Consider the following 12,495-nt stretch of genomic DNA (forward strand, 5'->3'; position numbering starts at 1 on the left):
CACGGCGAGAGCGTACCTTCCCTGGTCACTGTCCCGCGCGCATCCGCACCTGCGGCGCGGCGGAGCCCGTGGGTGGAATCTTCATGCTCTTGACGGCGAACGTCATCACATCCTTGAACACGGGGGCCGCCAACTGCCCGCCGAAGTGGCCGTTCTTCGGGTTCTGCAGCACCGAGAGCACCACCAGCCGCGGATCGTCGGCCGGTGCGAACCCGACGAAAGAGGCGGTGTAGCCGTCGTAGCGGCCGAGCCTGGCGTCGTAGCGGTTGGCCGTGCCGGTCTTGCCCGCCACCCGGTAGCCGTCGATGGCGGCCAGCTGGCCGGTGCCCTCCTCGCCCACAGCGCTCTCCAGCATCGTCGAGATCTCCCTGGCCGTCGTCTCACTCACCACCTTGGTCTGCTTACCGGGAGGAGCGGGGACGAACCTGCCCGTCGCGTCCTTCGTGCCGGCCACGATCCGCGGCTCGATCTTGACGCCGCCGTTGGCGATGGTCTGGTAGACGCTGGCCATCTGCAGCGCGGTCACCGACACGCCCTGCCCGTAGGCGACCGTGCAGTTCTGGCTGCCCGACCACTTCTTGTAGTCGGGCAGCAGGCCCGCCTCGGCGCCGGGCACGCCGCCGCCCGGCGTGCTGCCGAAGCCGAACGCCGTGAGCATCCTGTGCAGCCGCTCGCTGCCCACCTTACGCGCCGCCATGACCGTGGCCACATTGCTGGACTGGGCCATGGCCTGCCGGAACGTCATCGACTCCGTCTTGTGCGCGTGGGCGTCGCGCAGCACCTGGTCGGTGCACCTGATCCGGTCGGGCACCTGGAAGACCGTGTCGGGCGTCACCTCGCCGGCCTCCAGCGCGGCGGCCGCGGTGATCACCTTGTTGGTGCTGCCGGGCTCGAAGACGTCGGCGGCGGCCTTGTTGACGTAGTGGGACTGCGGGGCCTTGCGCCAGTTGTTCAGGTCGAGCTCGGGGGCGTTGGCCATGGCCACGATCTGCGCCGTCCGCACGTCCATGACGATCACGGTGCCGCTCTCGGCGCCGGACTTGCGCACCTGATCGCCGATCGACTTCTGGGCGGCCCACTGGATGTCGCGGTCGATGGTCAGCCGCACGTCCTGGCCGTCCTCCGGCGCGGTGCGCTCGCTGCTGGTCATCGGGATCTGCTGGCCGTCGCGGCCGGTCTCGACGCGTTTCTTGCCGTCGCGGCCGGCCAGCAGGGAGTTCTTCGCCTGCTCCATGCCGCCGAGGCCGCTGCCCTCGTCGCCGACGAACCCGATGAGGCTGCCCGCCAGGTCGCCCGCCGGGTAGAGCCGCCGGTACGTCTTCTTGGCCGCCAGCGCGGGGATGGGGGCCTGGAGCAGCCGGGTGGCCACGACGGGGTCGACGTCCCTGGCCAGGAGCTGGTAGTGGGTGCCGGTCCTGCTCAGCTTCGCGGCGATCTCCCGCTCGTCCTTGCCGAGCTGCTGGGCGAGGAGCTTGGCCGCGCCCGCGCGTACGGCCGCGGGGACCTTGGTCGGGTCGATCGACACCTCGCGGGCCTCGACCGTGACGGCCAGCTCGTTGCCGTGGACGTCGGTGATCGAGCCGCGCTTGGCCGGGATCGTCTCGGTGTGCTGGCGCTGGTCGGCCGCGGCCGCCGCGTACACCTTGGACTCCAGGCCCTGCATCTGGATGAGCCGCCCGGCGAAGATCGACAGCACGAACGTCATGCCGATGAGGCCGATGTTGATCCGCCTGCGCGGGCTGCCCAACCGCAGCACCAGTGGCGGGCGCGGCGGCGGTGGCGGCCTGCGCGGGCCCCTGGGCGGCGGCCCGTCTCCGTCGCGGCGCCCCGTGGTCCGGCCCGTGGTCCGGCCCGAGGTCCCCGCCGTGGTCCGGCCGCGCGCCGCGTCCGGCCGGGATCCCCCTGCCGGGGGCCTGCTCGCGGGCGTACGGCGTCCGGGCGCGTCCTCCTGCCGGCCGGGCCTGCGCCGGTCCCCCGCCCGATCCGCGGCCCGATCCGCGGCCCGGTCGGCCGCCCGGTCGGCCGCCCTGCCGGCGGAGCTGTCACCCGGCCTGCCGGGGCCTCGCTCACCGGCCCTGTCACCGGCCCTGTCACCGGCTCGATCGCCGGAACGGCCGCTCGCGCGCTCGTCGCGCCCCTGGACGCGTCCTCTGAGCCGCTCGTCCTCGTCGCGTGACCGGGGCGCGCGGCCTCTGGGCCGGTCGCCGTCGTCGCGCGACTGCGGGGCGCGCCTCCTCGGCGGGTCGTCGTCGTCGCGGTCGCGCGAGCGCCCGCGCGGGCCGTCGTCCCGTGAGCGGCCCCCTGAGCGGCCCCCTGAGCGGCCCCCTGAGCGGCCCTGTGAGCGGCCCTGTGGGCCGTCGTCGCCGGGCCGCGACCGGCCGCGCGGCTCCTCGCCCGGCTCGCGCGGCGGGCGGGTCCGGCCGTCGTCGTGCCCGAACGGCAGGTCGAGGGGGTCGAGCCGGTCGCGGGGCCGCCGCGGCGGATTCTCCGCCGAACCGGAACGGCCCGTACCGGAGGAACGACCGCCGTCGGAACGGTCACCGTCGGACCGGCCGCCGTCGGAGCGCCCGTCGTCGAAACGATCCTCGTCGAAACGGCCACCGTCAGAACGGCCGCCGTCGGAGCGGCCGCCCTGACGCCCGCTCCTGCCCGGTCCCCCCGGCGTACGACGAGCGGCGCCTGGCCCTCCTTGAGAGCCGGCGCCGCCAGCGCCGCGGCCGGGTCCCTGCCCCCTGCCGCCCGAACCGCTCACCGTGTGCTGTCCGCCTGGCCGGGCTGTGTGTCGGTCGTGCCGCCGGTCCACGGGTTGACCTCGTCCCACCTGCGGCTGAGGCCCTGCTTGTCGGCCAGGTCGGCGATGACGCCGGGCTGCGTCTTGCGCTGGTACTCCTGCTCGATCTTCTCCTTCTCCTGCTCGGCCACCGCGATCTGCTCGCGCAGCGACGCGTCGGTGATCGCGTCCTGGGCCAGCATGGTGTTGAGCAGCAGCAGACTGACGAGGCCGCCACAGAGCAGGCCGACGACGAGCAGCACGAACGGCGCCCGCTGCCGGCGCGTCGGCTGCCGCCGTGCGGCGGGACGGGACGACGTCGCGCCGCCGGTCTCGGGGCGTGCCGTACCGGCCGGCCGCTTGCCCGCGCCGGCGGGACGCGCTCGCTCGGCGGGCGGCGCGGTGCGGCTCGTCGCGGGACGCGTGCGGACCGGCGTCGCGCCTGCCTTGGCCCGGCCGCGCGCCGGCGCCTTGGGCTCGGCGCGCGGCCGTTCGCCCGGCGTCCTGCCCTCGGGGCGGGCCCGCTCGCCGACCGGGCTCTTGCCCTCGGCACGCTCGCGCTCACCGGCGGCTCTCCTGCCGTCGGCGCGCTCGCCCACGGGCCTGCTGCCGCCGGCGCGCTCACGCTCGCCGGCCGGCTCCTTGCCGTCGGTCTCGGGGCGGGTGTCGGGACGGGGACGCGGCTTGGGCTGGTACGACGTCGCCGACCGGCGCGTGCCCGTCTTGGGCACGGCACGGCGGACAGGCGCACCCCTGCCGGTCTCCTGCTCAGTCGTCAACACGGATCCTCTCTGCCGCCCGTAGCCGGGCCGAGGCCGCCCGCGGGTTGCGGGCGAGCTCTTCGTCGCTTGGGAGCTCCGCTCCCCTCGTCAGCAGGCGGAACCTCGGCTGGTGAGCCGGTAGCGGGACGGGCAGCCCTGGTGGGCCGGTGTCCTTGGTTCGCGCCGTGAGGGCCTGCTTGGTGAGCCGGTCCTCGAGTGAGTGGTAGGAGAGCACGACCACTCGCCCACCGAGCGTCAGCGCGTCGAGTGCCGCGGGCAGCGCCGCCTCCAGGGCGGACAGCTCCGCGTTCACCTCGATGCGCAGCGCCTGGAAAGTCCTCTTGGCGGGGTTGCCCCCGGTGCGCCGGGTAGCGGCGGGGATCGCATCGCGCACGATGTCCGCCAGCCGCTTCGTCGAGGTTATTGCCTCTTTGGCCCGTTCTCTGATGATCAGGCCCGCGACACGCTGAGCGAATCTCTCCTCGCCGTAGTCGCGCAGGATGCGCGCGAGCTCCCGGGCGGGGTAGGTGTTGACCACCCGCTCGGCCGTCAGCTCCTGCGAGGTGTCCATCCGCATGTCGAGCGGGGCGTCATAGGAGTAGGCGAAGCCGCGCTCGGCCTCGTCGAGCTGCGGGGAGGAGACCCCCAGGTCGAACAGCGCCCCGTCGATGACCGGACGGCCCGCCTGGTCGAGCACCTCGGCCAGGTCGCCGGAGGAGGCGTGGACCAGGGTGGTCCGGTCCGCGTAGGGGCTGAGCCTGCGGGTGGAGAACTCGATCGCGAAAGGGTCGCGGTCGATCCCGATCAGGTGCAGTGCGGGGTGTGCGGCGAGCAGGGCCTCCGAGTGGCCGCCGAGGCCGAGGTTGGCGTCGACGACGACGGGTGCGGGCCCGGCCAGCGCGGGGGCGAGCAGCTCCAGAACGCGCTCGAGCATCACCGGAACGTGACCGCCCGTGCCGACGTTGTCGTCCATCTCCAACCCCCCTCTCGCGTCCTTGCTCGCGGATGACGCGTATCGCCGATCGTTCGCCGGTTCTTCCTGGGTCCCCACCCCGGCGCCGTCCGGCCAGGTCCCCATCCGCACCCTCTTCGTGGACGCCCGCCATCTGACACCGGGGAAGGTGCATCAGCTGGCGGACAGTGGTTGCGGGTGGAGACCTCGCCGAACGACATCACCGACGGATCGACCGTGGTCACTACAGAATCCCTGGCAGCACCTCCTCCGACAGTTCGGCGAACGCCTGCTCCTGCGCGCTGAGATAGGTGTCCCAGGCCTGCGCGTCCCAGATCTCCAGCCGGGTGTTGGCCCCGATGACGACGCAGTCACGTTCCAGCCCCGCGTACTGGCGGAGGCTCTGCGGGATCGTGATGCGTCCTTGTTTGTCTGGTTTCTCGTCGGACGCACTGGCGAAGAAGACGCGGCTGTAGTCACGCACCGCCTTGGCGGTGACCGGGGCGGTGCTGAGAGCCTCGGTAATGCGCTGGAACTCCTCCACGGGAAAGACGTAGAGGCATCGCTCCTGGCCTTTGGTGATCACAAGACCCTCCGCCAGCTCCTCACGGTACTTAGCCGGCAGGAACAGCCGTCCCTTGTCGTCCAGACGCGGTTGATGGGTGCCGAGGAACATCGGCCCCACCTCCCGTGCCTCGTGAAGCGCTCAGCGCTGGTGAGCCGGGCTCTCCACTGCGCACCACCATACTCCACTTCTCCCCACCGTCAACTGATTCGAACCGTCTTCATCATCGGTTTCCCTTGCGTTACCGCAGGTCAGAGCGATGGAGCGGAGTGGAGGGGGGTGAGCGCGCGGTCAACCCTCATGGGCGTGTCGAGGGTTTGAATCGCCGCGGAAATAGGGGCGGAGGGCGTACGGGGAGCCCGGCGGGGAGGAAAGTGGAGCGCTTGGCGGGTGCGCTGTGTCACGGGATTCGCACCTGTATGCGACATGAACCGGAACATCGCCGGGGTTCCCTGAATATCCACAAATGTCGCTGAAGAACCCACAGCGTCGTAGGGTCGTACAGACAATGGAAAAGGAATGGCATGGCTCCCGCAAAGGCACCGAACGGGACAGCCGTCGCACTTCTCATGGAGGCCTGGTGGCAGTAACCCATGACGTCCCTCCCCAGCTCGACGAGCTGGTCTCCACCGCCCACCGGATTCGGCAGGCGATCGAATCGGTGATCGAGGGTAAGAGCGACGCCGTCCGTCTGACGCTGACGGTCCTGCTCGCCGAAGGCCACCTGCTGATCGAGGACGTGCCCGGCGTCGGCAAGACGATGCTGGCCAAGGCGCTCGCGCGCTCCATCGACTGTCCCGTCCGGCGGGTGCAGTTCACCCCCGACCTGCTGCCCAGTGACATCACCGGGGTCAGCGCCTACAACCAGCAGACCCGGGAGTTCGAGTTCAAGCCCGGCCCGGTGTTCGCCAACATCGTGGTGGGCGACGAGATCAACCGGGCCTCCCCCAAGACGCAGTCCGCGCTGCTGGAGTGCATGGAGGAGCACCAGGTGACGGTCGACGGGAGGACGTACCAGCTGGACGCGCCCTTCATGGTGATCGCCACCCAGAACCCCATCGAGATGGAGGGCACCTATCCCCTCCCCGAGGCCCAGCGCGACCGTTTCACCGCGCGCGTGGCGATGGGTTACCCCGAGCCGCACGCCGAGCTGGAGATGCTCGACGTGCACGGGGGCACCTCGCCGCTCGACAAGCTCCAGCCGGTCGCGACGACGGCGGAGGTGCGCGCGCTCATCGAGGCCGTACGCGGCGTCTACGTCTCGCAGGCGGTCAAGAAGTACGCCATCGACCTGGTCGTGGCCACCCGCCACTCCCCCGACCTGCGGCTCGGCGCCTCCCCCCGGTCCACGCTGCAGCTCGTCCGGGCCGCCAGGGCGCACGCGGCGCTGACCGGCCGCGACTACGTCATCCCCGACGACCTCCAGGACCTGGCCATCCCCGTGCTGGCCCACCGGCTGCTGCCCAGCGTCGAGGCGCAGGGCCAGCGGCGGCTGCCCGAGCAGGTGGTGACCGATCTGATCAGGCGCGTGCCGGTGCCGGAGACGCGAGCGTCGTGAGGGCCGGACTGCGGGCGCTGACCTCCAGGGGCAGGTCGTTCCTCGCCTCCGGCATCGCGGCCCTGCTCATGGCCGTCATCCTCGGGGAGAACGACCTGTTCAGGATCGGGGTCCTGGTGACGGCGCTGCCGCTGCTGGCCGCGATGGTGGTGGCGCGCACGCGCTACCGGCTGAGCTGCGCCAGGCGTCTGGACCCGCCGCGGGCCGAGGTGGGCGGTGAGGCCACCGTGACCCTCCGGCTGGAGAACGTGACCCGGCTGCCGACCGGCCTGCTGCTGATCGAGGACACGGTCCCGTACGCGCTGGGCGTGCGGCCCCGGTTCGTGCTCGATCGGGTGGAGCCGCGTGGCGTGCGCGAGATCGACTACCGGGTGCGCTCGGACCTGCGCGGCCGCTACACGATCGGGCCGCTGGCCATCCGCATCGCCGACCCGTTCGGGCTGGTCGAGCTGACCCGCTCGTTCACGATCAGCGACACGCTCGTGGTGACGCCGCACGTCGCGGCGCTGCCCCACGTACGGCTCTCGGGTGAGTGGACGGGCGGCGGCGACAGCAGGACCAGGAGTGTGGCGGCGGCCGGCGACGACGACGTGGCGCCGCGCGAATACCGGCAGGGCGACGACCTGCGCCGGGTGCACTGGCGCTCGACCGCCCGCTACGGCGAGCTGATGGTGCGCAGGGAGGAGCAGCAGTGGCAGAGCCGCGGCGCCCTCCTGCTCGACACCCGCAGGCACGCCCACCGCGGCGAGGGCCCGCGCTCGTCCTTCGAGGTGGCGGTCTCCGCGGCGGCCTCGATCGGCGTGCACCTCGCGCGTGAGGGCCTCGGCCTGCGGCTGGTGACCGACCAGGGCGCCGAGCACCTGACCGACGACGGGCTCAGCTACTCGCTGCTCGACACGCTCGCCGTGATCCGCCACAGCCCGGCCCGCTCCCTGGAGATGGGGGTGTCGGCGCTGCGGCAGGGCGGCGGCGACGGGCTGATCGTGGCGGTGCTCGGCGCACTCGACCCCGAGGAGGCCAGGGAGCTGGCTCGGCTGCGGCACAGCGGCATCACGGGCGTGGCCGTCCTGCTCGACGTGGGCACCTGGGAGAGCGGCGGCGGCCAGGCCGCCGCCGAGAACCAGCAGGCGGTGGAGACGGTCCTGGCCGGGTACGGCTGGCGCATCGTCCGCCTGCCGGCGGGCACCTCGATCGCCTCCGTGTGGCAGGACGCCGCCAGCCGCGGCAGATATACGGTCGACCGCACGGGGGGCGCGGCATGAGACTCACGATCGCCTCGGGAGTGGCCTCGTTCACCGCGGCCATCCTGCTCTATCCGCTCTTCCAGGGCGGGACCTGGTTCTGGACGTCGCTCGGCGCCGTGCTGGCCGTGGTCGCGGCGGGCCTCATCAGCTCCCGCCTGTCCCTGCCCGCGTGGGCGGCGCCGCTGCTCGGCCTGGCCGCGACGTGGGTCTACCTGACCGTCGCGTTCGCCGCCGGCAAGGCGTGGGCGCTGGTGATCCCGACCAAGTCGTCGGTGCTGGAGCTGGCCAGGCTGCTGGGCACCGGCTGGGACGACATCCAGCGCTTCGCCGCGCCGGTGCCGGAGACGAGGGGCATCACGCTGCTGACCGCGGGCGGGGTGGCGGTCATCGCCATCGCGGTCGACCTGCTCGCCGCGCGCGTACGGCGGGCGGCCCTGGCCGGGCTGCCGCTGCTGGCGCTGGCCACGGTCCCGGCGACGATCCTGGCCGAGCCGATCAGCTGGCCCGCGTTCATCGTGGCCGCGCTCGGTTTCGTCAGCCTGCTGATCTCCGACGGACGCGAACGGGTCGGCCACTGGGGCCGGGCGGTGCTGGTGCGCAGGACGCGTTCGGCCCTGTCGTCGGCGCCGTCGCCGTCCCCGTCCCGGTCCGCGCCGGGCGGCGCCCGCGCCGCGGCCGACACCAGGGGCCTGCGGCTGTCGGGCAAGCGCATCGGGTTCGCCGCGATCCTGCTGGCGGTGCTGCTGCCCGCGGCGCTGCCGGCGATGGAGCCGGTGTCGTTCTTCACGTTCGGCGTGGGCGGCAGGGGCTCGGGACCGGGCAACTCGATCAGCATCGCCAACCCGATCGCCAGCCTGAAGGGGCAGCTGGACCTGCCGGAGCGGCGGGTCGTGCTGACCTACACCAACAACGACGACACGCCGCGCTACCTGCGGATCTACGCGCTGGACACGTTCGACGGGCAGCAATTCGGGATGACGCAGCCCAAGGGGGCGCCGCAGAACAGGACGGAGAACGGCCCGCTGCCGCCGCCGCCGGGGCTCGGCCGCGACCCGCAGATCACCAACGTGGTCACCAGCGTCCAGATCAGCGACGACCTGGCGCGGCTGCGGTTCCTGCCGCTGCCGTACCCGCCGCGGCAGATCAGGGTGGACGGCGACTGGCGGGCCGACGTGGACACGCTGATGGTCTTCTCCACCCGCGAGGAGGCCGCCGGCATCGAGTACGAGGTGCTCACCAGCGAGCCGAAGCCGACCGCGTCCCTGCTCAAATCGCTCGACGGCGCGCAGCCGAACACCGACCCGCGCTTCCTCCGGCTGCCGGAGAACCTGCCCCCCGAGATCGCCCAGCTGGCGGACGAGGTCACCGCGGGCGCCGGCACCACCTACGAGGCGGCGGTGAAGCTGCAGGAGTTCTTCACCAGGACCGGCGGCTTCACCTACAGCCTGCGCACGCAGGGGCACGGCAACTCGGCCCTGCGGGACTTCCTGCTGCGCGACCGGGCGGGCTACTGCGAGCAGTTCGCCGCGTCGATGGCGGTGCTGGCCAGGCTGGTGGGCATCCCGTCGCGGGTGGCGATCGGCTACACCGGCGGCGTCAAGATGGGCGACCGGTGGGAGGTGGGCACGAACGACTCCCACTCCTGGCCGGAGCTGTACTTCGAGGGCGTCGGCTGGCTGCCGTTCGAACCGACCCCGTCGGGGGCGGCCGGGCAGGGCAGCGCCCGCGTGCCGGAGTACACGCAGCCCCGTCCTGAGGCCACGGAGGAGTCCACGTCGCCGACGCCGGGGGCGACCAGTTCCTCGGCCGACGAGCCCCAGGACCCGTCGGCCCGCCGCAACCCGCGCGAGGTGGACCGTGAGGGCACGGTCCTGCCGGGCGAGCTGCCGCCGGACGACTCGATGCCGCTGATCGCCCAGATCGGCATCGGGGCGGCGGCGCTGCTCCTCGTCCTGCTGATCCCCGCGGGAGTGCGGATGGTGACCAGGAACAGGCGCGTGCGCAGCCTGGGCTTCAAGGTCGCGCAGCCCGCCGACGAGCTGACGGCCAGGATGGCGTCGAGCAGGAGTCACACGTCGGTGGCCGCCGCGTGGGCCGAACTGGACGACGTCCTGTACGACTACGGCATGGCCCGCGGGGCCAGCGAGACCCCGAGAGCGCTGGCGCGGCGGCTGACCCAGCAGTACGAGTTCGACGCCGACTCCGCCGCGGCCGTCACGAACATCGCCTCGGCGGTGGAGCGGGTGCTGTTCGCCAGGGACGCGGGCCGGATCGAGCCCATGCGCAAGGACCTGCGCAAGGTGCGGCAGGCGCTGGCGGCGACGACGTCACGCGGACGGCGGGTGCGCGCGGTCCTGCTGCCACCGTCGACGCTGCGGCGGCTGCGGCTGCTGGGTGAGCGGCTGCTCGACGGGTTCGACCTGCTGGAGAACATCGGGTTGCGGCGGACGGCGGCCCAGAAGGGCTCCTGAGCGGCGGACGAGGCGACGCGGCCGTTTCCCCCTGGAGGGGGCGGCCGCGTCGTCGTCTCCGGCACGGCCGTTACTCCGCGCGGGCCTTGTCGCGGCCCCGTCGCGGGGCTCGTCGCGGGCCTTTCGCAGCGGTGACCCTGGCCTTTCGCAGGTGGGGAACCACGGTTTTCACGGGCCTTTTGTGCAAGGAGGAACCCCGGCCCGACGCGGCCGCCCCTCCTTGCGGAGGGACGGCCGCGACCGGTCGGTCTGGCGGGTCAGCGCTCGTCGTGACGGCGGCGCCAGCGCTCTTCCATGCGTTCCATGAAAGTGCCCCGGTTGCCCCGGCGGGCCTGCTTGCCCGGAGGAGCGGCGGCGCCGGCGGCGGGAGCGGAGTCACCGAACCCGTTCATCTTTTTCCAGCTGGACAAGCCCCACAGACACGCGGCGAGCATGACCACGAAACCGCCGACGCCGAGCGGGATCAGAGCGCTGCCGCTCATGACGACGCCGACCATCATCACCACGACACCGAGGGCAAAGCCGATGGAGGCTTTGACCAGGCGGCGCTTGTAATGGCTGCGCGGATCGCTGATCCTTACGGTGTTGGCCCACTTCGGGTCCTCGGCGTAGAGGGCCTGCTCGATCTGGTCGAGCAAGCGCTGCTCGTGCTCAGAGAGCGGCACGGCGCCTCCCAAGGACGGCCCCAGGACGGGGAAGACGGCAACGGACGACACGGGGTGTCCGAACCTCGCGGTCGGTCATCCCCAGAATACGAGGCTGTAGACGTAGGCGAAAGCAAACGTCCAACGCAGACCAAACCGGAGGTGACGTCATGGCTCTATTGTGGACCATCTCGCCCCCCTCTCCCCAAAATCCTGACACGGATGCCCCCACCAAGTCCGGACATCGAACGTCATGTCTCTATTTCATCAAGCTTGCCACGTACTAGCGACGCCGGGAGCACCGCATCGGGTCCGAATCTCTGAATGGCCTTGTCCATGGCCTGCTCCGCCTCGCGCCACCCGGTCTCCTTCTCGCCGAGACCGAGCTGACGGGTGGCCTCCGCGGCCGGTCGCAGATTTTCCATCCTGACCCCTACCAGGCGCATTCGCACCCGATCGAGACCGGCCGCCTCGAACAGTTCGACGGCGGTGGCATAGACGACCTGGGCCACGTCGGTGGGCTCACGCAGCGTGCGCGAGCGGGTGATCGTGCTGAAATCGGCTCGGCGTAGCTTCACACTTACAGTTCTTCCCACGTGACCGGCCTTACGCATCCGCGCCGCCACCCGCTCGGAAAGACGCAGCAGCTCCCGCTTGATCACCTCGGGATCGTCCACGTCCGCCGCGAACGTCTCCTCGTTGCCGATGCTCTTGTCGGGCACGTGGGAGGTCACCGGCCGCTCGTCGCGGCCCCAGGCCAGCGCGGCCAGATGGCCGCCCGCCGCCTGGCCCAGCTCGCGCTGGAGCGTCGCGGGCGGCACCCTGGCCAGGTCTCCGACCGTACGGATGCCCAGGCGCACCAGCGACTGCTCGGTACGCTCACCGACGCCCCACAGGGCCGAGACGGGCAGCGGATGGAGGAAGTCGACCACCTGACCGGCGGGCACCACCAGCAGCCCGTCGGGCTTGCACTGCTTGGAGGCGAGCTTTGCCACGAATTTGCTGCTGGCCACGCCCACGGAGCACGTGATGCCGAAGCGGTCGAGGACCTGCTCCCTGATCATGGCGGCCACGGCCGCGGGCGGGCCGAGCCGCCGCCTGGCGCCGCCGACGTCGAGGAACGCCTCGTCGGAGGCGATGGGCTCCACCAGCGGGGTGATGGCGTGGAAGATCTCCATGACGCCCTTGGAGACCTCGGCGTATTTCCCGTGGCTGGGCGGGATGATCGTGGCCTGCGGGCAGAGCCTGCGCGCCCTGCTCATCGGCATCGCGGAGTGGACGCCATGGGCCCTGGCCTCGTAGGTGGCGCTGAGCACGACACCGCGCCCGGCCGGCGAGCCCACGATCACCGGGCGGCCGCGCAGCTCCGGCCGGTCGAGCAGCTCGACGCTGGCGTAGAAGGCGTCCATGTCGACGTGGAGGATCGGGCAGCCGCTGTCATCGGCCCCGGTCCGTGGAGCGGGGCCGATGCCGGTGATCTGCTTGCGAGACACGCGACCGATTCTATCCGAACAGACGTTCTATACCGAG

The 12,495-nt window shown here is 72.0% G+C and carries 9 protein-coding genes; 3 read left to right on the plus strand and 6 right to left on the minus strand.

Annotated features, from left to right (window positions below; genetic code table 11):
• Window positions 1–25 precede the first annotated feature (25 nt).
• The 4 genes from OIE67_RS55780 to mraZ all read right to left on the minus strand — a co-directional run bounded on the left by OIE67_RS55780 (window position 26) and on the right by mraZ (window position 5,159).
• On the minus strand, window positions 26–1,756 hold the full coding sequence (locus tag OIE67_RS55780) for a peptidoglycan D,D-transpeptidase FtsI family protein (protein WP_456094170.1): 1,731 nt from the start codon (window positions 1,754–1,756) through the stop codon (window positions 26–28).
• A gap of 992 nt (window positions 1,757–2,748) precedes the next feature.
• On the minus strand, window positions 2,749–3,549 hold the full coding sequence (locus OIE67_RS28225) for a hypothetical protein (protein ID WP_326626044.1): 801 nt from the start codon (window positions 3,547–3,549) through the stop codon (window positions 2,749–2,751).
• Window positions 3,539–4,504 (minus strand): 16S rRNA (cytosine(1402)-N(4))-methyltransferase RsmH, encoded by a 966-nt coding sequence (gene rsmH / locus OIE67_RS28230; RefSeq protein ID WP_326626045.1) that lies wholly within the window; start codon window positions 4,502–4,504, stop codon window positions 3,539–3,541. Before rsmH ends, OIE67_RS28225 begins: the two co-directional genes overlap by 11 nt.
• Before the next feature lie 223 nt (window positions 4,505–4,727).
• Window positions 4,728–5,159, minus strand: a complete 432-nt coding sequence (gene mraZ / locus OIE67_RS28235) for a division/cell wall cluster transcriptional repressor MraZ (protein WP_106244593.1) — start codon at window positions 5,157–5,159, stop codon at window positions 4,728–4,730.
• Between the two features lie 397 nt (window positions 5,160–5,556).
• Here mraZ and OIE67_RS28240 point away from each other — a divergent pair, with 397 nt between their 5' ends.
• From OIE67_RS28240 to OIE67_RS28250, 3 genes are read left to right on the plus strand one after another with little or no spacing between them, the layout of a single operon-like run.
• Window positions 5,557–6,606 carry an AAA family ATPase gene (locus OIE67_RS28240; protein ID WP_393268755.1) on the plus strand — a complete coding sequence of 350 codons (1,050 nt, stop codon included), beginning with the start codon at window positions 5,557–5,559 and terminating at the stop codon, window positions 6,604–6,606.
• Window positions 6,603–7,868 (plus strand): DUF58 domain-containing protein, encoded by a 1,266-nt coding sequence (locus OIE67_RS28245; RefSeq protein WP_106244590.1) that lies wholly within the window; start codon window positions 6,603–6,605, stop codon window positions 7,866–7,868. The genes OIE67_RS28240 and OIE67_RS28245 overlap by 4 nt, the downstream gene beginning before the upstream one ends.
• Window positions 7,865–10,321: a transglutaminase TgpA family protein gene (locus tag OIE67_RS28250; protein WP_326626053.1), complete on the plus strand. Its 2,457-nt coding sequence runs from the start codon at window positions 7,865–7,867 to the stop codon at window positions 10,319–10,321. Before OIE67_RS28245 ends, OIE67_RS28250 begins: the two co-directional genes overlap by 4 nt.
• Window positions 10,322–10,578: 257 nt before the next feature.
• Here OIE67_RS28250 and OIE67_RS28255 read toward each other — a convergent pair whose 3' ends face one another.
• Window positions 10,579–10,986: a DUF3040 domain-containing protein gene (locus OIE67_RS28255; RefSeq protein WP_326626054.1), complete on the minus strand. Its 408-nt coding sequence runs from the start codon at window positions 10,984–10,986 to the stop codon at window positions 10,579–10,581.
• Between the two features lie 230 nt (window positions 10,987–11,216).
• Window positions 11,217–12,458 (minus strand): DNA polymerase IV, encoded by a 1,242-nt coding sequence (locus OIE67_RS28260; RefSeq protein ID WP_326626056.1) that lies wholly within the window; start codon window positions 12,456–12,458, stop codon window positions 11,217–11,219.
• Window positions 12,459–12,495: the final 37 nt, after the last annotated feature.

It is taken from the genome of Nonomuraea fuscirosea (genome assembly GCF_035917475.1).
In the GTDB taxonomy this organism is placed as follows: domain Bacteria; phylum Actinomycetota; class Actinomycetes; order Streptosporangiales; family Streptosporangiaceae; genus Nonomuraea; species Nonomuraea fuscirosea.

Excerpts from the sequence above, each read along its gene's own strand:
- rsmH (WP_326626045.1), bottom strand. The coding sequence starts at position 4,504 with ATGGACGACAACGTCGGCACGGGCGGTCACGTTCCGGTGATGCTCGAG.
- OIE67_RS28240 (WP_393268755.1), top strand. The coding sequence starts at position 5,557 with ATGGAAAAGGAATGGCATGGCTCCCGCAAAGGCACCGAACGGGACAGC.
- mraZ (WP_106244593.1), bottom strand. The coding sequence starts at position 5,159 with ATGTTCCTCGGCACCCATCAACCGCGTCTGGACGACAAGGGACGGCTG.
- OIE67_RS28250 (WP_326626053.1), top strand. The coding sequence starts at position 7,865 with ATGAGACTCACGATCGCCTCGGGAGTGGCCTCGTTCACCGCGGCCATC.